Source organism: Pseudomonas sp. MDT1-17, assembly GCF_054898105.1.
The window spans coordinates 1,222,721-1,244,787 of the sequence record NZ_JBUBVM010000001.1 but is presented as its reverse complement, the minus strand read 5'-3'; the positions used below and the strand labels follow the sequence as shown (position 1 = coordinate 1,244,787).

Sequence of the window (22,067 nt, the reverse complement as noted above, 5' to 3'; positions counted from 1 at the left end):
CAACCACGCCACGCTGGGAATTCCCCAAAAAAATCAGTATGCTGCGCCCCACATTTGCGCACCGACCCGCCCCACGGCGGAGAATCGCACCGACAAGGCAGATGATTTTCTCGCCAAGTCCCACAGCCGGACGCAAGATCCGGGTGTACGTTTTGAAGGCTGGCGCGGTTTACCAAAAATGAACCAAGCCAGTCCCCGAGAAGCCGGCCACAAGCCGGCTTTTTAATGTCTGGAAAAAGTTAGACTCAGCGGTTAGCGAGATAAATTAGCATCCCGCGTTGATCCAGCTCATGAGCCGACGGCAGATGCATGAGAAGGTCGAGCATCGTACGCCGCGAGAAATATTGGCAGAGTTAAGTAAGTTGGAACCCTCTACCAAGAATCGACTTAACAGATCGCTGAGCCGATACCCGGTTACTTGCGTTTTCTCGGTGCCAACAACTCTGAACTTCCAATCTGCACTCGACTGCTTTCTGCCGCTCGCGGCCCTGAAAAACCCGCCTCCGTAATGGCGGTATCCAATCCTCGAAAATGCGGAGCCGCTTTCGGACTACGTAATGTTTCCATACCTTCGTTCCAGGCATGCACCATGTGTTTGGCCACATCACGCCAGGCTGGCTCGTTTTTCGCGGCTTCGATCACCTCTTTTCCCACGGCGACAGCCGACTCGCACAGTTGCTCGACCATCGTGGCGTACTGACGCGGGGGAATACCCAAAACACCACTGAAGAAGATCTCAAGCGTGCGGCCCGGCGTCCAGGTCTGCCGACCGCCTACAGATAAACCTGGGGGGTTCGAAGCGAAACGGGGATAAGCCTGAGTGGTCACCAAGTCATAGATCGGTGTGAAGGCGACGTCGGCTCGCGAGGTGTAATAGAGCGCGATGTTTTTGGCGTGACAGTCGGCGTTTCGCACCACGTAGTTCGCCAGAATGTGCCAGCCGAAATGCTCACGCTGCTCACGTAGCCGGTCTCCAGGTATGTAGGGACGGGTGGCGTTCCATACTCGTTCGGTGGTAGTTGCATATTTCTCATGAGGCGGAAGCCCCAACAATCCACACGCATCCTCCAGCCCGCAGCGCGGCTGGCCGTGATCATCGACGTCAAAACAATCCACTACCAATACTCGCCCATCGTCTGACATGCTGCAGGTGGCTACCGGCACGACCTGTAGTCGCTCCAGTACACGCATGGTGTAGAACTCGTTAAACCCCAGGTAGGGTGTCGTGTCGTCCGAACCTTTAATGATGTGAAAACCAGTACGCAGGGTGGGTTTTCCCAAGGGCACATCGTGATGCCTGATATCAGACGCGATGAATTTTGGCACTACACCCGATATCGCCGCTCGTGCGTAACGGCGCACCAGTGCAGCAAAATGCTCCGTGGTGTTTTCGGCGGTCAGTAATTGGTCAATTTCCAAGGGCTCCATTTCGGCGCCCGGTATGACGCCTTCAGGCGTGACGGTCACCCGCCCAATACCAGCGCCACCGATCACCGCCAGGAGCGAAAGATCGGTGCCGTCGAGCAATGAACCAAACTCCTCACGGATGACCCCTAGCAAATACCCCTCAGGCAAGTTCTGCCGAAAAACGGGAACAGATCGCGTGGCCACCGCCAAGGCTCCTCACGAACTGGCAACGCCAGGCCGACGAAGTCCCCGCTTTCTGTTCCTGGCAAGTATTTCAAGACGTACTCGTCGCGCTCCCGGTAAAGTTTGGCGACCGTTTTTACGCTGACATGTACATCTAAAATCATTATTCAGACACTCCAGAGCGCTGCTCGGCGAGGATGTCTTCAACGGTGCGCTCATGTCCAGCCTTAACCAGTTTCAAGTCATACCCAGCTGATTCCAGCAGACGGACCAACGCAGAGACGCTCATATCGCCTTTGGCCATAGTTTCCATGCGCGCCACGGTCGAGCGTGATACGCCGGCACGGTTAGCCAAGGCTTCCTGACTTAAGCGCGCGTCACTGCGGGCCTGCTTCAACATATTGGCAACGTCAAACAGAGTCGTCATTTGTAGCCCTCAAGCATCAAAAATCGTTACTTCACCGATTAATGTAGCCCTGGAGACACAAATATCGCAATATCGATTTGATCTCAACCAACAAATAATTTGTAGCTTACAAGCCACAAAATTGATTTAAGAGCTGAAATTTGTAGCCCGCAAGCATCAATCAGCACTCTCGTCTTAGTGACGATTTTTGGGCAGCAGACTGCTGCCCAATTAATAGTCTCAGCCTGCTGAGACTATTGGCCCTCACGGATAACTAAACCCCTTGACCAACGTCAACTCCCCCACCGCCCGCATCGGCACCAGGAACGTCTCCATCTTCTCGTTCGGCGTCCCCTCCTCCGTTATCACCGTCACCTGCGCCGTGGTCAGCGGCTGAACCGCATCCTCCTGCCCTTCTTCATCACTGCGATACCCGCCCCCGAAGTAGTTCACGTAAACGAGGTACTGACCTTTGATCGGCGCCGGCATGGCGAATATTTCCGGGCCATACCCGGTCGTCACGTCGACATCGAGCGCCGCACCATTGGGAACAACGCGGTCGCCGTACCAGATGTGCGCGCCATCGGGGGTGATGAGGTGCAAATCCAGGTCGGTGCCATCGCTGTCCCAGGCCAGCAACACCCGCAATTTTGCGGGTGTCGCGCCGCCGCTTGCGTTAAGGAACTGCGTGCGATGCCGTTGTTGACCATCGGGGCTGCGGACTTCAACGCTGTTGCTGCCATTGGGAAACGAGAACGGGCGATCAAAGCGGCCGGCAGGATCGATCTTCAGCGGCATGCTGACGCCGTTGACGATCAACCGGCCCGGCTCACCGGTCTTGGGCGTGGCTTTGATCTGCCCAGTGATGCGAGCGGTATTGGCTTGGCCCACCGGTGTGTTCACCGAGGAGGCCGGGTAGTTAACGGTCTGACGGAAGCTTTCGCCGTCACCCTCAGGTGCGCCGGTGCGCCAGCCGCCAACGGGGGTGTCGAGTTTGACGGCGCTCTCAGCCGCAAGAACTGTCGGTAGTACGCAAAAAGAACAAAGGAACAGGAAGACCTGTGGATAACGGAGTTTCATGGCCTATTCCAGCAAGAGGTGGCGGGCGAGCCCTTCGATGTAGGTTTCATCCTGGCCGTTGGGGTGTGCTTCGAAGGCCAGGTGCAGGTATTCGTGGGTCAGGTCGAGGCGGTCTTGGAGCGACAACACACCGCGTACGTAGATGCGTTGGCGTTCACGGTCGACGTAGGGGCGACCGAAGGCGAGGCGGCAGACGGCGAAAGTGCTGACTTCGTTGTAGCCAACCTCGCTTTCCAACCGCGGACGCCAGCCGCGGCGTTGGTTCAGCAGCCAGTCTTGCGCGGCGGGCAGTGCTTCGCAGAAGGCGACGGGGTTGTCCCAGCGGCTGAGGCTGGCACGCGGATAGGCGTGGAGCAGGATGGCGTCGTAGCGTTGGCCGGCGTTGGCTTGTTCGACGGCTTGCTGCCAGGAGAGCTTGTCCGGGCCGGGCTGGTCGGAGTGGTAGGTGACGGTGCTGCCGGCGAGGACCAGGTCGCTGGTCCAGGCGGCGATGTTGCGCGATTCGGCCGTGGCCGGGCGTGGGGCGACGCGTTGGCGGTTGCTGCTGTCGTCGATACTCAGGCAGTCGCCGTTGCGGGTGGCGTTTTGCAGCAGGTAAGTGCGGATGGCGACGGCCAGGGCTTTGGCGGCCTCAAAGGGTTCGGGTTTGGCTTCGCGCTGGAGGACGCGGGCGACGTACTCTTCGCGGTCCAGACGGGCGACTAGCTTGTCTTTGAGCAGGAATAATTCGCCGTCGCTGTGGATATCCAGCTGATTGCCATTGGCGAATTCGACGCGGTAGTCGCCTTGCAAAGGCCCGGAAGCCACAACGTGATCCCCGGCCAGAACACGCCCGATCGGATAACGGGAAAACAAACCGACCTCAACACATCGTCCTGCGTCCGCGGGCCAATCCACCGGCAACACCGAAGCCAACGCAGCACCGTAGTGACGAAGCACCATCTGACTGGTCCCGCGCCCGCCCGCCCAGATCGGCGCTCCATTCGCCAGCCAACCGGCAAACCCACCCTGACGCGACGACGGATCTTGCTCCCCCAACCAGCTCCAGGTTTTCACCCGCAACCGGCCACCGAGTTCGCCCACAACATTGCCGTCAGCGGCGTTCAACACCACATCCAGCAACACCCGCCGCGCCTGATCCCGAGCGGGCATCACGGCTAGCACTTTAAGCAATTCAGCCACGGAAACCTGCGTAGAAGGCTGCAACGACGGCAAGTTCAGCAGCCATTCCGGCGCCTGTCGTGCCAGCCAATACTGACGCCAATCAGCCCCGACAATGCCCAACCGCGCAGGCTCAAAGTACAAACCACACGACTTCACCAACGCCTGATCGCGATCAATCTTCCCACCGGCCGTGCAGCAATAAACTTCTTCCTTCGACTGCCCGCGACATTCATAAGGCGATTCATGGGCACCGGTGTCCACCAGCCAACCGTAGACAAACAACTTCCACACACTGCCCAAAGGCGTCTGCAAGTCAGCAGGCAACGGCTCGCGCTCGATCACCTGAGTTCGACTCAACGAAAGCAACTCACCTTTAAAAGCCAGCCGCAGCGGCTCGTCCTGCGCGGTTGCCAGCGCAGGGATCAAGCACAGCAGCCACCAGACCAGAGGCCGGGTCATGTCAGTTGACCGTGACCTGACCAAGCGCCGGTTTCTGCTCCTGAGCCTGATGCTGTGGCGCGTAGACCTGAGTAAAACGCACTGGCGGCAAGTTGAACTGGCCCTTCTGCGAGAAGCGCACCAGATGACGCAGACGCAACTCGCCACTCAAGGCATCAACCGGAATGGCATAGGCCATTTGCCCCGGTTCAAAACGCGCCTTCTCCAGCGCGGTCGGTTCGGTGCCAGCCTTGCCCATGAGCTTGATGCCCCACGTGGTGCGCTCGACATCGGCACCCGGTGGTAGCGGCACTTCGAGCATGCCGTAGCGCAGCGGTTTCGCTGCTTTGCTGGTGATGATCACTTCGTCCAGATACAGGCTGTCGCTGGACAACGGTTTGTTGCCGACCGCTTCCAGTTTGAAGTTGAAGGCTTCGTCACCCGGCACCAGACGCGACAGACGACGGGTGATGGTCACGGCCATCGGATCAATCGGCGGCTGCTTGGTCTGGAAACTCAATGCAGCGCGTAAAGGACGCTCTTGCGCACCGGTCAGCGACAGCACAGCTGGCACTGGCGCAGCCCCCTGCCACGTCCAATAAACCTCACCGGTCGCGCCCTGCTCCTGCTTCCAGCCTTCACCCGGCGTCAGCGCGATGGCGGGCGAAGCCTGCTCGATACTGCGTTGCAACCAGGTCAGCGCCAACGCACGCTCCAGCGTCGATTGCTGTGGCAGCAAACGTTGCAGCAACGCTGTCGCGTGAGCCTGATCAAAGGCTTGCAGCGAAAGGTTCAACGCTTCGGAAAACGGTTGAGAACTGACGGCCAAACGCTGCTGAGCGTCCGCCAACTGACGTTTGAAAGACTCCGGCAAAGTGACCTTCGATTGCTTCGCCAAAGAGGCGGTCAACGCACGAGCCGCAGCCAAACCAAGCGCCGATTCGGGATCGCTCATGACCATGCTGTCCTCACCCTCCTCCATCAGGTTCGCCGCATTACCCTCACCCGCTTTCGCCAAGTCATCCATCAAACCGCTGAGCAGGGTGTTCACCGGCAATTGCATCTGTCTGGCGAACGACAGAATCAACGCCCGCTGCAACAACGGCGTGTTCTGCGCCTGCTTCGAATAGACCTCCAGCACCCGTTGCCAATGCTCGGGCGGCAGGCTCAGCTCCAACGCTTTGCTGGCGTGCCAGTCGGCGTAGTAAGCGTAAGCAGTGAGGAATGCATCAGGCTCACCGTCCATGCCCCACCAAGTGAAACTCGCCGAAGGCCCGGCCATTTGCACCAGACGCAGACGGCTGTTCTGCATGATCAAGCGCAAGCGATCGCGGATCTGCGGGTTCGACGACAGCGATGGATAGGCGATGCTCAGCGGCAGCAAACGACTGGCCGTTTGCTCGACGCCGCCATACGGATAGCTCAACAGATCGTCGAGTGCCGAGCGGAACAGCGTTTGCGGACTGTCATCCAGACGCAGGCGAATATCCGTCGCGTCCGCTGGCAAGGTCAGCGGCGTATCACCGCTGGCCACGTCCAGACTTTGGCTTTGCGTGACCTGCCAGCCTTCACCGGTGGCGGTCAGTCGTACAGCCAAAGCATCAGCCGTTTTGCCGTCCTGCACCAGTTCAGCTGTCCACTCACCAGTGGCCAGCGCAAACGCCGGCAGCGCGATGTAGTTGATGCCGTTATTCAGCGTCACCGGCACGCGCTGTTCGGTGCCAGCGTAATGCATCACCAGCCCAGCCTTGACCGGTTTCTCGGCCTGACTGAAAGCGAACACGCCGAGATCGGGTTTGTCGCCGTTGCGGAATTTGGTTGGCCCGCTCCACTTCAGGTACAGCGGTTTTTCCGAGCGCACGAACTGCTTCTTCTGCCCGACCTGACCGTCATCGGCGATGGCCCGGGCGGTGATGCGCCAGCGGGTCAGCGAGTCCGGCATCTTGAACGTAAAGCGGGTTTTGCCGTTGGCGTCGGTCACCAGTTCCGGCTGCCACGCAGCGGTATCGACGTCTTCACGGCGCGGCCGCTCCAGCACTTTCACGCCTCGCTCGCTGCGGTTAGCTTTGCCCGGCGCACCCGGGCTGCCCGGCAACGCGACGTCATAGCTGATGAACGACAGACTGGCGCTGGTGCGCACGTTGTTGCGGCGTGGGTGATAGAAAAACTGGTCGATGGTCGGTGCGACTTCCGGTTGCAGCGCGTAGACCATTTCGTCGACAACGCTGACCGTCAGGTGCGCCGGAATTGGCTTGCCAGCGAACTGGGTGGTCAAGTCAACCGACACGGTATCGCCCGGCTGATACGACTCTTTATCGGTGGCGATGGCCACGTCGATCTGCGGCGCGATCACCTTGATGCCGGCGTTCTGGAAGCTGTACTGACCACCCTTGGTGTAGAGCACCGAGAAGGTCAGGTTCGGCGCAAAATTGTCTTTTACCGGGATCCGCGCGCGGTACTGGGTCTCGCTGAGTTTTTCCATCTTCAGCCAGTCGCCGCCCTTGGACAGCAGCGCTGTGGCCTCGACCTTGTCGCGCTCGAGCGACAGCAATGCATCGCTGATCGGCTCAGGGAAGGTGATCAATGCGAGGGCTTCGTCGCCGGCCTTGTACTCGGGTTTGTCGAGGACAATTTCCACGGTGCCGGGCACGGCTTTGACGCCGTCACCAGTGACCGAATGACCGGTCGCACCCACAACGCGGCCATGGTCGTCCTTCAGCGTCAGGTTGTAAGTGCCCGGACGCTCGAACGCCAACGTGAAACCTTTATCGGCTGCGGCAAGTTTGCCTTCGCCGGTGCTCTGGTCTTCCAGACGCACCCAGCTGTAACCGCTCGGCGTCACCGCTTTGCTTTGCTCGCTGCCGCCTTCATTCAAATAATTGAACGCAACCTTGTCACCCACTGCACTGAACCGCTGCGGCGCGCGCAGGCTGAAACTCGCGGCGCCACGGTCAATGAGGATTTCCTTGGTGGTCTTGACCCGATACGCCGCACCATCGCTGGCGAACACAGTGAGCATGTAGCGACTCGGCTTCTCGGCAGCCGGCAGATCGAGCGTCGCGTTGCCCTTGGCATCGGTGGTCAGTTCGGTGCTGGTCAACTCAACCGGGAATTGCCCGAGGTATTGCAGTTCGTTGTCGACCATCGACAGTTGTTGGGCGCGCAGGCTCAGGCTCAACCTGGCGTTGGCCACTGGCTTTCCGTCCGGGTACAGCAGCACCAGGTTGCCTTTCACCGGTTCGCCGGTGCGGTAATCCTGCTTGGCCAGGTTCAGGGAAATTTCGAAGTGCGGCTTGATGTATTCGGCCACGCGGAAGGCGCTGCTGTAGGCCTGATCCTTGTAGCTGAAACGCAGCTCATAACCACCCGCTACCGCGTTGTCCGGCAACTGGAAACGGCCTTGAGTGCCAGCCTTGGAATCGAGCTTCAGCGCCAGCGATTGCAGCGCCGTGCCGGTCGCATCAAGTACTGTGACATTGACGTCGGCAGCCGTCGGCAGCACCGAGTCGCGGGCGTTCTTGAACTCGCGGCCGACGATTTTCAGCGACACCCAATCCCCCGGCCGATACAGCGGCCGGTCGGTGAACGCATAGAGTTTGGTGTCGTAGATTTCGCTGTCGTAATAGAAGTTTTCGGAGACGAACACCCCGCCCTCTTCGTCCTCGCCGATCACGAAAGAACGCTCCGGGCTGACGTGCTTCAGACGCAACAAACCATCGGCGTCGGTGGCGCCACTGCTCATTACACCCAGGCCATCGGTCCACAGCACATTCACCTTCGGCACCGAACTGCCTTCGTGTTTGCGCGCGGCCCACACCAGCAGTTCATCACCGGCAATCTTGCTCACGGCCACGGTGTTGGAGACGAAGACCATGGTGGTCGCACGGTATTTACCAATGAGCGCTTCCACCAGGTACAGACCCGGCTTCAGATTGCCCAACGGGATGTAAACGTTACCCGGTGCAACGCTGACGAACTCGCTGGAAGATCCGGCCAGGTTCACGCCCTCAGGCGGCTGGATCGGTTTGGCTTGCCACAGCGGATAACGGAATTGACTGACTACCGGCAAGCCCGGAATCAGCGCGAATTGCGGCTGAGCGTCGTAGGGCGTCGGCGCCGCGATGGCGCTGCCCATCTTCAGTTCCGGCACTTCCTCGGTGACTTGTTTACGCGATTCGTAGGAGAACGCCCGCTGCATCACCCGACGGGATTTGCGGTACCAGTTGTCCCACAGGTATGCGAGCGTGTTCGACAGGCCTTCGCCCTTGAACTGGCCGTCGCTGACCACGCGGTGCAGGTTCTTCTGGCGCTTGAGGAAATCCAGTGGCTTGTCGATGCGGTACACGCGAATGTCCGCGCCACCGTAAGGCTCCATGCGGAACCGACGGTAGTCGCGACCTGGCGCTTCGAGGCGAACCATCGCCTGTTCGTCGCTGGCGAAACTGCTGTCGGCCAGCAGGAAAAAGCTTTCACCGGCCACCGGCGTGTAGCCGCTCGGCTCGACGGTGTCTTCGGCGTTGACCGTCGAAAAAGGCAGCCCTAAGACCAACAGCAGAGGCAGAAAACGCAGCATGCGGGCACCGATCATTGGGAGAGAAAGTTCAGTCGATAGACGCCGATGAAGTTGGGATTGGCTGCGTCGGGTATCCATCGGGTGTCCTTCCATGTCATGAGTTGCTGCAGGCTTGCGGAGCGCATGCCGTTGTCAGTCGGGGTGGTGGTGCCGGTGTGATAGGCGATGTAGCGGCCCATCCAGATCATCAGGTGCTGGTCGTCGCCCTGATCGAAAAACATCAGGTCGCCGGGCCGGGCTTGCGCTAAATCGCGGCCGACCAAATGGCTGTTGAACTGAATCAGTTTGATTGCGTTGACGTACGGCCCGACCTTGCCGCCGCCCTGCTGCCATTGCTGGGCGAGGCCGCGCTGGGCCTCGCTCAGTTGCAGCTCCGGCGGCAGGTAGCGGTTGGACAGGCCATTGCTGCGCAGCCATTTGTCGTCATGAACTTTCAGCGCTTCGTTAGCCGCGAATCGCACCAGGCCCGCGCAGTCCTGCTGATACCAGCGCGGGCTCGGGCCTTGGGTCAGCTGCTCCTGGGCGATGCGCACAAACCAGGCGCGGAATACCTGGGATTGCTGCACGTCCAGTGGCGGCGCCTCAGTGGCAAATGCCTGGGTGCCCAGCAGCAACGCCAGCAGGCCAAGGCCTCGGATAAGTGCTGTCACAGGGCTTTCCATTCCAGCGGCAGCCATTGCCAGTGGCCGTCGGGCTCGCTGCCTTCGGGCAAGGTCAGGGCGTATTTGCCGTAACCGCCGAGCTTGCGCAGTTTGGGGATCAGGTAGGTTTGCGCGGCGTTGTAAAACACCGGCTCCATGTCCTGCGGCAGGCTGTCGAGAGTTTCTTGTTGCATCAGCTGCGCCATGGAATCCGGGCCGAAGTAGACCGGCATCAGCAGGTCTTTCGGCACCACGTCGGCCAGCGGCGGGAAGCGTTTGTCGAGGGTACCGAGGGCTTTGTCCACCAGCTTGTCGTCGAGGGAAAACAGCAGCGTCGAACCGTGGCGCGCCAGGCTGACTTTCATGAACGCCTTGCCGGTGATCGCGTCCGGGTTCTCGGCATTCTTGGCTGCGTAAGGGCCGAAGTTGGAGCTGACCTGGCGCTGCCACTGATGGGTATCGCCTTCCTGTTTTTCCACGACCGGGAACGCGTGTTCTTCGACGTTGCCTTCGTAGGCGCCGACCATCGAGCCGAACAAATTGCCCAGATCACCGTCGAGTTTTGCGCTGTCATCATCGTTCAGGCTGGCCACCAGCAATGGCGTGTACAACCGCGAATCGGCGTACCAGCACAGGCCGGCGGCACCGGCCATGTGTTCGGTCAGGGCCTGAGCCACCGATTCTTCAGCGCCGAGTTTCACCAGCAGCGGCTTCTGTTGTTCAGCAGCGAGCGGCAAGGCGACGCAGGCACTGGCGCCCATCGGCATGGCTTGCCAGATAGGTTTGAAATCGAAGTCCGGCTGGTTGTCCAGTTCATCCATGGCGAGGAAGCTGTGCCAGCCCTTGTCGTCCATGTCGAAGCGCAGGCCGGCGAAGTTCGGGATGAAACGCTGATAACCCATGGCCAGGACGCTGGAATTGACCGAGAGGCGTTGTTTCACCTCTGGTGCGCGCGGTTGCAGGCCAAAGGCTTCGGGGAACAGTTTGTCGCCATTGAGCAACGCGGCGATGGCCTTGGTTGAGACACTGCCCGGCTCTTCCGATGAGCCGCTCTCCGGATCGTAGAGTTTGGTCGGGTTGGACAGCACCACCAGTTTGTCGCCATGGGAGGCGAACAGCAGCGCCTTGGTAGCGTTGTAGGTCAGTTGATAGAGCGCAACGTCGTCGGCACCCACTTTCACATCACCCACTTTGCTCAGCTGCGAATCATCCAGCGCCACTTTCGCCAGCGGCTCCAGCACCTTGGCCAGACCACCGCGATCCATCACCAACAAGAAGTCTTTCAAACGACCATCCGCCCCACGCCACAGCGCAACATCGGCCGGTTGGTCGAAAATTTGCTCGATCAGGCTGTCCTGCAGCTTCAAGTCATGTTCGTAAATGATCCGCCGCAGACTGCCGATCAAACCGAGACGATCCGCATGCGTTTCGTAATAGAAGACGAAATCTTCGGTCAGGGTTTCCTTGAGGAACGGCACCGCCAGCAAGTCCTTGGGCAACTGGCTCAAGGAGTGGGATTCGAGCAGACCGTCCGGCCGGCTCATGCCCAGTTTGTCGCTGACCAACTCCGCCGGCGGCACCTTGGATTTGTGCATGAACCAGCCCAACCCACCGGCCACGCCTGCCACCAGGCACAGCCCGACCAGCAGCGCCGGCCAGCGACGAGAAGGTTTAGCTGCAGGTGCGTCAGCGGCAGGAGTCACAGTGTTATCGCTCATGTTCACAAAGCCCAATTCATCCGTGGTGCGGGATGCTTAATAGTTGAAAGTCTTGACCAGCAGCAGGTCACCGATCGCGCGCAGGGGCACGATGAAGGTCTCGCGTTTTTCGTCGACGGTGTTTTCGTTGAGCACCAGGTTGATCTGCGAGGTGATCACCTCGTTCTGGTTGCTGGTCTCATCGAAGTTATAGCCGCCACTGCCGAAGTTGCCCCAATAGTTCACGTAAACCAGATAGGTGCCATGCATCGGCGCGGTCATGGTGAACATTTCCGGGCCGGGGCCATCGACGCCGTCCGGGTCCAGGCCGCCGCCATTGCTCATCGCCGGGCGAGCCCAGAATGCATGCTGGCCGTCGGGGGTGATGATGTGCAGGTCGAGTTCGGCTTTCGGGTCATCCCAACCCAACACCACACGAATCCGCGCCGGGGTGCGCAGGTTGTTGGCTTCATAGAATTGAACGCGCTTGAGCGATTTGCCCTCAGCGCTGCGCACTTCGACGCTGTTGGAACCGGCACCGAACGCATACGGCCGGGCGAAACGCCCTTGGTCGTCGGTGTACAGATTCAGAGGATTGCCGTTAACCGCCAGGCTGTGCGGTCCACGCTGAGTGCCGATGGCCTTGAGCTGGCCTTGGATCATTGTGCGATTGCGCTGCACACCCCGATCAATGGGTGGCGTGGGATAGGCGACTTGAGGATTTTCACTGCGATCCAGCAGGCCGGAATAACGCCAGCCGCCCACCGGTTCCGACAGCTCGGCCGAAGGCTCGGCCCAGGCAGCGCTCGCGCAGACGAGCGTGATCAGCAACGTAAGAACACAACGCATGTGATGCCTCCTGCCATGCATAACGAAACCTTGCGCCCGATCCTCGGCGCGTTACAGATCCAAAAACTGCGTTTCGTCAGAAAGACCCGTAACTATTGGGTCGTAGAAGGCGCGAAGGTTAGCCATTTGGCGGTTTTTTAACAATCGGATACATCTATATTTGCGGTAGGAATCGCGGTGAATGTTGGACGTGAGCCGAATAAAGAGATTATTCGGCTCACGAAATGAGCCGAATACGATTACTATTCGGCTCATTGACCTTGGAGCACCTGAATTCATGGCACCTCACTGGATCTGGCAACAGCCCAATTGGCCGAATTTCAACTGGCAAGCCGAGCGTCTGACACCGCTGCTGCGCGAGTGCGTACAGGCCCAAGGTCAGCTGATGGGCATGGCCAGTTCCGTCGGTAGCTCACTCAGCGCGCAGAGCGAACTGGATGCGTTATTGCAGAACATCGTGACGTCTTCGGCTATCGAGGGTGAACAGCTGAATGTGGGATCGGTCCGATCTTCGCTGGCGCGGCGTCTGGGTTTGGAGCAGGTCGATGGCGATCACGTCAGTCAGCGCAGCGAAGGACTGGCGCAGTTGATGCTCGATGCCACTCAGCACTTTGCGAAACCGCTGACATTGGAGCGGTTACTGGAATGGCATGAATGGCTGTTTCCGGATCAGGACTCGGACTTTACCGCCCGCTCGATCCATGTCGGCGCATTGCGAGGTGATGAACCGATGCAGGTGGTTTCAGGGCGGCTCGACAGACCGACCGTTCACTTCGAAGCACCGTCTCGCCGAGGCCTTGAGCAACAACTCGATACGTTCCTTGCCTGGTTTGAAGCCAGCCGGAGTCAGGACGGGCTCGATCCATTGCTGCGGGCAGGCATCGCGCATTTCTGGTTCGTCACCTTGCACCCCTTCGACGATGGAAATGGCCGCCTGACACGCACCCTCACCGATCTGGCGCTGGCACAGGGCGAGGCACAGGCCATCCGTTTCTATGCGATGTCAGCGAGCATTCTTGAGGATCGCTCCAGCTATTTCCGGGTACTGGAAACCAGCCAGAAGGCGACAACGGATATTACTGATTGGTTGGAATGGTTCCTGAAAACCCTGTCACGCAGCTTGCAGCAGGCCATGGCACGGATCGAATCCGTGTTGGGCAAGACGCGCTTCTGGCAGGCACATCGGACTGCCGAACTGTCGAACGAGCAGACCAAAGTGCTGAATCACCTGCTGGATGGCGGGGAACGCGGTTTCGAGCATGGCATCAGTGCGGCGCAGTATCAGGCTGTGGCGAAAGTATCCAAGGCCACTGCCACTCGTCATCTGTCTGAACTGCTGGAAAAGGGCTGTCTCAAGCGCCTTCCCGGTGGCGGACGCAGCACTCGATACCAGATCAGTTATCCAGATCAATCGACAGAATGACCTGCTGCTCCCACAGGGATTACACCCCGCTTATTTGCCCATAACCCCCATGTCTGCTAGTGTCGCGCCGGTTTAACGTCAACCGGAAATAGCCGCCATGGCCCGCAAAAAAGCTGCACTGGATTTCGAACAATCTCTCGCTGACCTGCAAACGCTGGTGGAGCGCCTGGAGAACGGCGAATTGTCGCTGGAAGACTCGCTGACAGCTTTCGAGCAAGGCATCGGTCTGACCCGCGATTGCCAGGCGGCGCTGGCCCAGGCCGAGCAAAAGGTACAAGTGCTGCTCGAGCGTGACGGTGAGCTGGCCGAAGAACCTTTCGACGCGGATCAGCCAGAATGATTGCAGCGTATTCGGCGACCAGCCAGGCCCGCGTCAACGCTGCACTGGAAACCCTGTTCAACGCGCCGAGCCCTGAGCTGGCACGTTTGTACGAAGCCATGCGCTACAGCGTGATGAATGGCGGCAAACGGGTCCGCCCGCTGCTGGCCTACGCCGCCTGCGAAGCGCTGGGCGGCAAGGCTGAGCAAGCCAACGGGGCTGCTTGCGCGGTAGAGCTGATTCACGCTTATTCCCTGGTGCATGACGATTTGCCGGCCATGGACGACGACGATCTGCGTCGCGGCCAGCCAACCACCCACAAGAAATTCGATGAAGCCTGTGCGATTCTGGCCGGTGACGGCTTGCAAAGCCTGGCCTTCAGCGCCCTGCTCGACCCGCGTCTGAACACGTCGGACGCTGCTCTCACCTCCGATCACCTCCGCCTGCAAATGGTCAGCGCTCTGGCGCTGGCGGCAGGCCCGGCGGGCATGGTTGGCGGTCAAGCCATTGACCTCGGCTCGGTCGGTCTGAAACTCGATCAAAAAGCCCTCGAAACCATGCACCGGCACAAGACCGGCGCGCTCATCGAAGTCAGCGTCAAACTCGGCGCCCTGGCCAGTGGCGTAGCCGAGAAAGACGAACTGAAGTCTTTGCAGGCTTATGCACAGGCCATCGGCCTGGCATTCCAGGTCCAGGACGACATTCTCGACGTCGAAAGCGATACCGAAACCCTCGGCAAACGCCAGGGCGCCGACATCGCACGCGACAAACCAACCTATCCGGCCCTGCTCGGCCTCGACGCCGCCAAGGCCTACGCCCTGGAGCTGCGCGATCAGGCCCTGCACGCGCTGCGACCGTTTGACGCGGCAGCCGAGCCATTGCGCGACCTGGCCCGTTATATCGTCGACCGGCGCAGCTGACGGCGTATCCGCCAAGTTAAAACCAACGCGTGGGCAGGGGGCGATGCATCAGGTAAACTGCCGCATCTTTTATACCTATAACGATTCGCCTGATGCCCACGACGTTTCATGAGATTCCCCGCAAGCGCCCGACCACGCCCCTGCTCGACCGTGCCAACACGCCGGACGGCCTGCGCCGGTTAGGCGAAGCCGAGCTGGAAACCCTGGCCGATGAGTTGCGCCTGGAATTGCTCTACACGGTCGGTCAGACCGGCGGGCATTTCGGTGCCGGCCTGGGCGTCATCGAGCTGACCATCGCGTTGCATTACGTCTTCGACACCCCGGACGACCGGCTGGTGTGGGACGTGGGTCATCAGGCCTATCCGCACAAAATCCTCACCGGCCGCCGCGAGCGCATGGGCACCCTGCGCCAGAAGGACGGCGTCGCGGCGTTCCCGCGTCGTTCCGAGAGCGAGTACGACACCTTTGGTGTCGGCCACTCCAGCACCTCGATCAGCGCAGCGCTGGGCATGGCCATTGCCGCCCGCCTGCAGAACAGTGATCGCAAGGCCATTGCCGTGATCGGCGACGGTGCTCTGACCGCCGGCATGGCCTTCGAGGCGCTGAACCATGCGCCGGAAGTGAACGCCAACATGCTGGTGATCCTCAACGACAACGACATGTCGATCTCGCGCAACGTTGGCGGGCTGTCGAACTATCTGGCGAAAATCCTTTCCAGCCGCACGTACGCAAGCATGCGTGAAGGCAGCAAAAAGGTCCTGTCGCGCCTGCCCGGCGCCTGGGAAATCGCCCGTCGCACCGAAGAATACGCAAAAGGCATGCTGGTTCCCGGCACGCTGTTCGAAGAGCTGGGCTGGAACTACATCGGCCCGATCGATGGCCACGACCTGCCGACCCTGATCGCCACCCTGCGCAACATGCGCGATCTCAAAGGCCCGCAGTTCCTGCACGTCGTCACCAAGAAAGGCAAAGGCTTCGCTCCGGCGGAAGTCGACCCGATCGGTTACCACGCCATCACCAAACTCGAACCCCTGGACGCGCCGGCCGTTGCACCGAAAAAGGCTGGCGGGCCGAAGTATTCCGGCGTGTTCGGCGAATGGTTGTGTGACATGGCCGCGTCCGATCCGCGTCTTGTCGGGATCACTCCGGCGATGAAAGAAGGCTCCGATCTGGTGGCGTTCAGCGAGCGCTTCCCGCTGCGCTACTTCGACGTGGCGATTGCCGAGCAACACGCCGTGACCTTCGCCGCCGGCATGGCCTGCGAAGGCGCAAAACCGGTGGTGGCGATTTATTCGACGTTCCTGCAACGCGGTTATGACCAACTTGTGCATGATGTGGCGGTGCAAAACCTCGACGTGTTGTTCGCCATCGATCGCGCAGGTTTGGTGGGTGAAGACGGTCCGACTCACGCGGGTAGCTTCGACCTGTCGTTCCTGCGCTGCATCCCCGGCATGCTGGTGATGACCCCGAGTGACGAAAACGAACTGCGCAAAATGCTCACCACCGGTCACCTGTTCAACGGCCCGGCAGCGGTGCGTTATCCGCGCGGCTCTGGCCCGAACGCGACGATCGAGAAAAACCTCGAACCGATCGAAATCGGTAAGGGTGTCATTCGTCGTCAGGGCAGCAAAGTCGCCCTGCTGGTGTTCGGCGTGCAACTGGCCGAGGCGCTGAAAGTCGCCGAAACGCTGGATGCAACCGTGGTCGACATGCGTTTCGTCAAACCGCTCGATGAAGCACTGGTTCGCGAAATCGCCGGTAGCCATGAGCTGATGGTGACGATCGAAGAGAACGCGATCATGGGCGGTGCCGGTGGCGCCGTCAGCGAGTTTCTCGCCCGCGAAAACATTCTCAAGTCGATGCTGCACCTGGGCTTGCCGGACAGTTACGTCGAGCACGCCAAGCCTGCGCAAATGCTCGCCGAGTGCGGGCTGGATGAGGCAGGGATCGAAGCTTCGGTGCGTGAGCGCCTGCAACTGCTGAACCTGTAACCGGCCTCCCACCGTAGGAGCTGCCGAAGGCTGCGATCTTTTGATCCTGATCTTCGGCAGCGCCAGACCCTCCATAAAAATCAAGATCAAAAGATCGCAGCCTTCGGCAGCTCCTACAGGGGTTTCGTCGTATCTGAATTCGCCTCGGACTCTCCATGAAACTCTCCCCCCTCGCCCTGACGCTGACCCTTCTGCCGTCCGGCCCGCTCCTGGCTGACACCTTCGAACGCGACCAAGCCCTGAAGCTGCCCGACGTGCTGATCAGCGCCAACCGTCAGGTCGAAGCCCGAAACGACAGCAGCGCCGCCAACACCGTGTTCACCCGCGAAGACATTGATCGCCTGCAACCGAGCAGCGTCACTGACTTGCTGCGTCGTGTACCGGGGGTGCAAGTCGGGCAAACCGGCGGGCGCGGTAGCTTGCCGGGGATTTACATTCGCGGCACTAAGTCAGCCCAGAGCCTGGTGCTGGTCGACGGCCAGCGCATCGGCAATTCCACCTCCGGCGACAGCAACCTGCAACACATCAACATCGAACAGGTCGAGCGCGTGGAAGTGCTGCGCGGCTCCCGTTCGGTGATTTATGGCAGCGACGCGATTGGCGGGGTGATTCAAATCTTCACCCGCCGTGGCGGCGAAACCGGTTTGCAGCCGCGAATGCACGCAGGTTTTGGCAGCAACCAGACCTGGGAACGCAGCCTCGGGTTGTCCGGCGGTGACGAGCAGACCCGATTCAATCTCGGCGCCAGCCTCGATGAAACCGCCGGAATCAATCGCACCCGCGAGTCGTACCCCAGCGATAGCGATCATGACGAATACCGCAACAAATCGGTGAGCTTGAGCCTGAGTCACGCCCTCACCGATGACATCGAAATCGGCGCCAACCTGCTGGATAACCGTGGCAAAAGCGAGTTCGATAATCCGTTCGGCCGCTTCAACATGGACACGTTCGAGTCAGTCCAGCAGCAGCCCTACAGCAAATTCGCGGTCAGCAGCATCAGCAGTTGCGTCGATGCGCGTATCAACGACCGGTGGAAAACTCGCGTCGAGTTCGGCCACAGCGAAAACCGCGAGAAGACTTTAGACAAGCTCAGTGACGAACGCAGCGTGTTCAACACGTACCGTGACTCGGTGAACTGGCAGAACGACCTGACCCTCGACGAGCGCAACAGCCTGATCCTCGGCGGCGACTGGTACGAGGACCGAATCAACAGCAGCACGCCATTCGAAGAGGACAGCCGCTGGAACCGTGCGGCGTTCATTCAGCATCACTACCAGGCGGATAGCTTCTCCACCGAACTGGGTGTCCGCCGCGATCAGAACCAGCAGTTCGGCGGCCAGAACAGCTGGAGCGGCACCTTCACCCTGCCGCTGAATCCGGACAACGATGTGCTGCTGACCTACAGCGAAGGTTTCCGCGCGCCGACCTTCAATGATCTGTATTACCCCGATTTCAGTAATCCGGATCTGAAACCCGAGACCTCGAAAAGCTACGAGCTGCAATGGCGCAGTCAGCTGACCGACACCGCTCGCCTGGAAGCTTCGCTGTACCGTACTGACCTGGAAGACGCGATTATTTTCGGCAGCAACTCACGACCGCAGAACGTCGCCTCGGCACGGATCAACGGTTTCGAAGCGGCTTTGAAACAGGAACTGTTCGGTTGGCAGAGCAACCTCGGCGTGGCGATCATCGACCCGCGGGATCGCGACAGCGGTCACACCTTGGCTCGTCGCGCGCGGCGGACCTTGAGCCTGGATCTGGATCGGCAGTTCGATCGGCTAGGGCTCGGCGCCAGTGGGCAGGCCGTGAGCAGCAGCTACGATGATGAGAACAATCAGCAGCCGTTGGGCGGGTATGCGCTGCTGGGGTTGCGCAGCAGCTGGGCGTTGAATCGTGAGATCAAGCTTGAGCTTAAGGTCGATAACGTGCTGGATAAAGGTTATAGCCGGGCGCTGTACAGCCATGATGGCAGTCAGTTTGGGTATCGCGAGGAAGGTCGGGCGTGGATGTTTGGGGTGACCTGGACGCCGGAACTCTGACCTGAGGTTAGCGGCGTTTGGGCTGGCCTCTTCGCGAGCAAGCCCGCTCCCACACTGGTTCTGTGAACGACACAAAACCCATGTGGGAGCGGGCTTGCTCGCGAAGCAGGCACCTCGGTCTCAGCGATCGGGCGCGATGACTTCACACAACTTGGCCGTCGCTTCGATCATCTGCCCACTCGGCCGTTCCAGGCCTTTGTCCGTCACCAACAGCAGTTGCCCCTGCGCCACTGCCGCCACTTGCGGCCAGGCTTTCCACGCATCGAGTTGCGCCTGATCGCTGGCCAGAATCACCTCTGGATTACGCTGTAATACCGCCTCAATACTGACCTGCGGCGCCGGCAGTGTCAGGTCGGCAAACACGTTGCGCGCGCCGCACACTTCAAGCGCATCGCTGATGATCTGCCCGCCGCCAACGGTGTACAGCGGTCGATCCCAGACCTGATAAAACACCCGCAATGGCTCATCCCGGCGATAACGCTGGCGCAGCGAATCCAGTCGCTGACGCAACTGTTCAGCCAATGAAACGCCACGCTCCGCACGGCCGAGCTGTGAAGCAATCGCCTCAATCTGCGCAGTGAGTTGTTCGAGGTTGTGGGGGTCGGCAATGTAGGTCGGAATGTGCAATCGCTTTAGCTGGTCACGCTGGGCCGGGCCAACGCTGCCGGGCCAGAGCAACAGCAGATCTGGCTTGAGACTGAGCAGCTGTTCCATGTCCAGTTGGCCGTATCTGCCAACGGAAGGAAGGTCTTTGAGTTCGGCAGGACGTTCGCCCGCATCCAGCACACCTACCAACAGGTCGGCTGAATCCAGCTCAACGACGATTTCAGAGAGGGACGGCGCGAGGCTGACAACGCGTTCGACCGCAGCCGCCGGGCCACTGATGGCCAGCAGCAAAACCGCCAGCCAGACAGGTCGCATCAGCCGAGTTGACGCGGAATACGGTAGAGGTAGAACAGCACCACGGTCGACAGGGCCAGCAGCATCAATGGCACGGCTTCGAGGCCGACGAACACCGCCAGCGCACCGATCCAGGCCGGTAGGCCGGCCACCAGGAACGCGGTGCGCCGTTTGGCCGCCAGGGTGATCCAGGCAGCAGGTTCTTCAGGGGTGTCGAGGGCTTTTTGAGTGGCGATCAATGCGTGCTTGTAGCCGCCAAAGAATTTCAGGCTGACAAACATCGAAGCCACACCGGCGATGAACAACGGCATTGCCAGCACCGGCAGGATCGCCTCGCTCTGGCCAAACACGCCGTTGATCACGAACAGCGGTAACAAGGCCAACGCCAGGTATTGCCACCAGTTGACGGACAGTCGCCGCCGCACCTGACCTCGGGTCACGCTCGGTCAGCCTCACCCTGATGCTCGTTGCCCATCATGTGGTCGAGCTTGCTGGCCTTGGTCGCCAGGTAGAGTTTGTTGTGCGGGTTGTGGCCGGTGTGCAGCGGCACGCGCTCGGCAACCACGATGCCCATGTCGGTCAAGGCTTTGACCTTGCGTGGGTTGTTGGTCATCAAACGCAGGGACTTCACGCCCAAGTGCTCCAGCATCGGCAGGCACATGGCGTAGTCGCGCTGATCAGCGGCAAAGCCCAGACGCTCGTTGGCTTCGACGGTATCGGCGCCACCATCCTGCAGTTCATAGGCGCGGATTTTGTTAAGCAGGCCAATGCCACGGCCTTCCTGACGCAAGTAGAGCAACACGCCACGGCCTTCACGAGCGATGGCCTGCAAGGCGGCCTCGAGTTGCGAGCCGCAGTCGCAACGCTGGCTGAACAAGGCATCGCCGGTCAGGCATTCGGAGTGCAACCGGCCGAGTACCGGGGCACCATCGTCGAACTCACCCAGGCTCAGCACAACGTGCTCGCGCCCGTTTTCTTCATCGAGAAAGCCGTGCATGGTGAATTGCGCAAAAGGCGTTGGCAGCTTGGAAGCGGCGACAAAAACGACAGGCACCGGTGTGCTCCTGATCAATAAGTACTGGAGATTCGCAGAGGCGGCATTGTAACAGCAGGTTCCTACGGACGCTTAGGCTGAATTATGGGGCATAACGATCTAAAAGTTAGATCTCAACCCACCATGTCCCCTGTGGGAGCGAGCCTGCTCGCGAATGCGGTGTGTCAGTCGGCATCTGAATTGACTGTCACACCGCATTCGCGAGCAGGCTCGCTCCCACAAGGAACTTGTGTTCAGTTTGGGTCGAACGGATAGGGTTGTTTCCAGCGCTCGAAGATCGGTTTCAGTTGGCCGTTTTTCACCAGGTGTTCCATGCGCTGATCGAACAACGCCATCAGCGTTCGCGCCTTGGGCGTCTTGGCAAAGCACAAATACAGCGGCAATTCCGCGATATGGGTGCGACGGAACTGCGATGGATCCTTGGCCCACCGGAGGACGTAGTCGACCTCGGTCAGCGCGTCGATGTAATAGTCGGCGCGGTTGCGGGTCAACATCGACAAAATCCCGTTGCGCCGCATGACTTCGTTATAGCGGCGGATGTTGGGCAGGTAATCCTGAAAGTCGTAGCCGCGGACCCAGGCCAGTCGATAGTTGCCCAGGGTTTCCGGGGTCGGTGCGGGGCTGCTGGCCAGCCCCAAGGCATAGATGTGATCGGTATCGAAGTTCCAGCGCGGATAGAGCAGATCGCTGGACTCATCACGATAGGAGCCGACACAGGCGTCGACTTCGCCGCGCTGGGCCAAGCCCATGGAGCGGACGTAGGGTTCGCTGCGGATATCCAGTTTGACCCCCGCTGGCTCGAAGACTTCCCGCAAAACATCCCAGCCCAGACCGTGGCCATCGGCGGCGGTGTAGTCTTCCCAGTCTTCGCTGGCCAGATGAATCACCGATGGCGTCGTCGTCCCGTCACCCGCCTGGGCGAGCGAGCAAAACATCGTGAACACCATAACCGCCAACCAGCGTCGAGCCATCCTTAATCCCCT

Annotated in this window: 17 protein-coding genes; 5 read left to right on the top strand and 12 right to left on the bottom strand. The window is 60.1% G+C overall.

The window, feature by feature from the left end:
- Window positions 1-414: 414 nt before the first annotated feature.
- From ACYZTX_RS05435 to ACYZTX_RS05400, 8 genes are all read right to left on the bottom strand, one after another.
- Window positions 415-1,611 (bottom strand): type II toxin-antitoxin system HipA family toxin, encoded by a 1,197-nt coding sequence (locus ACYZTX_RS05435; protein ID WP_462033241.1) that lies wholly within the window; start codon window positions 1,609-1,611, stop codon window positions 415-417.
- A 142-nt stretch (window positions 1,612-1,753) separates the two neighbouring features.
- Window positions 1,754-2,017: a helix-turn-helix transcriptional regulator gene (locus ACYZTX_RS05430; RefSeq protein WP_462033240.1), complete on the bottom strand. Its 264-nt coding sequence runs from the start codon at window positions 2,015-2,017 to the stop codon at window positions 1,754-1,756.
- A 243-nt stretch (window positions 2,018-2,260) separates the two neighbouring features.
- The gene (locus ACYZTX_RS05425) at window positions 2,261-3,076 is read right to left on the bottom strand and encodes a YfaP family protein (RefSeq protein WP_462033239.1); all 816 of its coding nucleotides are present in this window, start codon (window positions 3,074-3,076) and stop codon (window positions 2,261-2,263) included.
- A 3-nt stretch (window positions 3,077-3,079) separates the two neighbouring features.
- Window positions 3,080-4,699: a DUF2300 domain-containing protein gene (locus tag ACYZTX_RS05420; protein ID WP_462033238.1), complete on the bottom strand. Its 1,620-nt coding sequence runs from the start codon at window positions 4,697-4,699 to the stop codon at window positions 3,080-3,082.
- 1 nt (window position 4,700) lies between these two features.
- Window positions 4,701-9,266 carry an alpha-2-macroglobulin family protein gene (locus ACYZTX_RS05415; protein WP_462036991.1) on the bottom strand — a complete coding sequence of 1,522 codons (4,566 nt, stop codon included), beginning with the start codon at window positions 9,264-9,266 and terminating at the stop codon, window positions 4,701-4,703.
- The gene (locus ACYZTX_RS05410; RefSeq protein ID WP_462036990.1) at window positions 9,263-9,913 is read right to left on the bottom strand and encodes a DUF1175 domain-containing protein; all 651 of its coding nucleotides are present in this window, start codon (window positions 9,911-9,913) and stop codon (window positions 9,263-9,265) included. Before ACYZTX_RS05410 ends, ACYZTX_RS05415 begins: the two co-directional genes overlap by 4 nt.
- Window positions 9,898-11,610: a DUF2138 domain-containing protein gene (locus tag ACYZTX_RS05405; RefSeq protein ID WP_462033237.1), complete on the bottom strand. Its 1,713-nt coding sequence runs from the start codon at window positions 11,608-11,610 to the stop codon at window positions 9,898-9,900. The genes ACYZTX_RS05410 and ACYZTX_RS05405 overlap by 16 nt, the downstream gene beginning before the upstream one ends.
- A gap of 36 nt (window positions 11,611-11,646) precedes the next feature.
- Entirely contained in the window at window positions 11,647-12,438 is a 792-nt protein-coding gene (locus ACYZTX_RS05400; RefSeq protein WP_462033236.1) for a YfaP family protein, read from the bottom strand.
- Window positions 12,439-12,715: 277 nt separating this feature from the next.
- Here ACYZTX_RS05400 and ACYZTX_RS05395 point away from each other — a divergent pair, with 277 nt between their 5' ends.
- The 5 genes from ACYZTX_RS05395 (at window position 12,716) to ACYZTX_RS05375 (ending at window position 19,130) form a co-directional block, all read left to right on the top strand.
- Window positions 12,716-13,861: a Fic family protein gene (locus ACYZTX_RS05395; RefSeq protein WP_462033235.1), complete on the top strand. Its 1,146-nt coding sequence runs from the start codon at window positions 12,716-12,718 to the stop codon at window positions 13,859-13,861.
- Window positions 13,862-13,958: 97 nt separating this feature from the next.
- Window positions 13,959-14,201 carry an exodeoxyribonuclease VII small subunit gene (locus tag ACYZTX_RS05390; RefSeq protein WP_007894317.1) on the top strand — a complete coding sequence of 81 codons (243 nt, stop codon included), beginning with the start codon at window positions 13,959-13,961 and terminating at the stop codon, window positions 14,199-14,201.
- Complete coding sequence (locus ACYZTX_RS05385; RefSeq protein ID WP_462033234.1) at window positions 14,198-15,100, top strand: polyprenyl synthetase family protein; 903 nt, start codon at window positions 14,198-14,200, stop codon at window positions 15,098-15,100. The genes ACYZTX_RS05390 and ACYZTX_RS05385 overlap by 4 nt, the downstream gene beginning before the upstream one ends.
- Window positions 15,101-15,192: 92 nt before the next feature.
- Window positions 15,193-17,091, top strand: coding sequence for a 1-deoxy-D-xylulose-5-phosphate synthase (gene dxs, locus ACYZTX_RS05380; protein ID WP_462033233.1), 1,899 nt, complete (start codon window positions 15,193-15,195; stop codon window positions 17,089-17,091).
- A 155-nt stretch (window positions 17,092-17,246) separates the two neighbouring features.
- Entirely contained in the window at window positions 17,247-19,130 is a 1,884-nt protein-coding gene (locus ACYZTX_RS05375; RefSeq protein WP_462033232.1) for a TonB-dependent receptor domain-containing protein, read from the top strand.
- Window positions 19,131-19,250: 120 nt separating this feature from the next.
- On the opposite strand, the gene ACYZTX_RS05370 is transcribed toward ACYZTX_RS05375, so the two are convergent.
- From ACYZTX_RS05370 to ACYZTX_RS05355, 4 genes are all read right to left on the bottom strand, one after another.
- The gene (locus tag ACYZTX_RS05370; RefSeq protein WP_462033231.1) at window positions 19,251-20,051 is read right to left on the bottom strand and encodes a cobalamin-binding protein; all 801 of its coding nucleotides are present in this window, start codon (window positions 20,049-20,051) and stop codon (window positions 19,251-19,253) included.
- Window positions 20,051-20,470: an MFS transporter gene (locus ACYZTX_RS05365; RefSeq protein ID WP_462033230.1), complete on the bottom strand. Its 420-nt coding sequence runs from the start codon at window positions 20,468-20,470 to the stop codon at window positions 20,051-20,053. The genes ACYZTX_RS05370 and ACYZTX_RS05365 overlap by 1 nt, the downstream gene beginning before the upstream one ends.
- Complete coding sequence (gene ribA, locus ACYZTX_RS05360) at window positions 20,467-21,084, bottom strand: GTP cyclohydrolase II (RefSeq protein WP_045057501.1); 618 nt, start codon at window positions 21,082-21,084, stop codon at window positions 20,467-20,469. Before ribA ends, ACYZTX_RS05365 begins: the two co-directional genes overlap by 4 nt.
- Window positions 21,085-21,317: 233 nt before the next feature.
- On the bottom strand, window positions 21,318-22,055 hold the full coding sequence (locus ACYZTX_RS05355; protein ID WP_462033229.1) for a substrate-binding periplasmic protein: 738 nt from the start codon (window positions 22,053-22,055) through the stop codon (window positions 21,318-21,320).
- Between the last annotated feature and the right edge of the window lie 12 nt (window positions 22,056-22,067).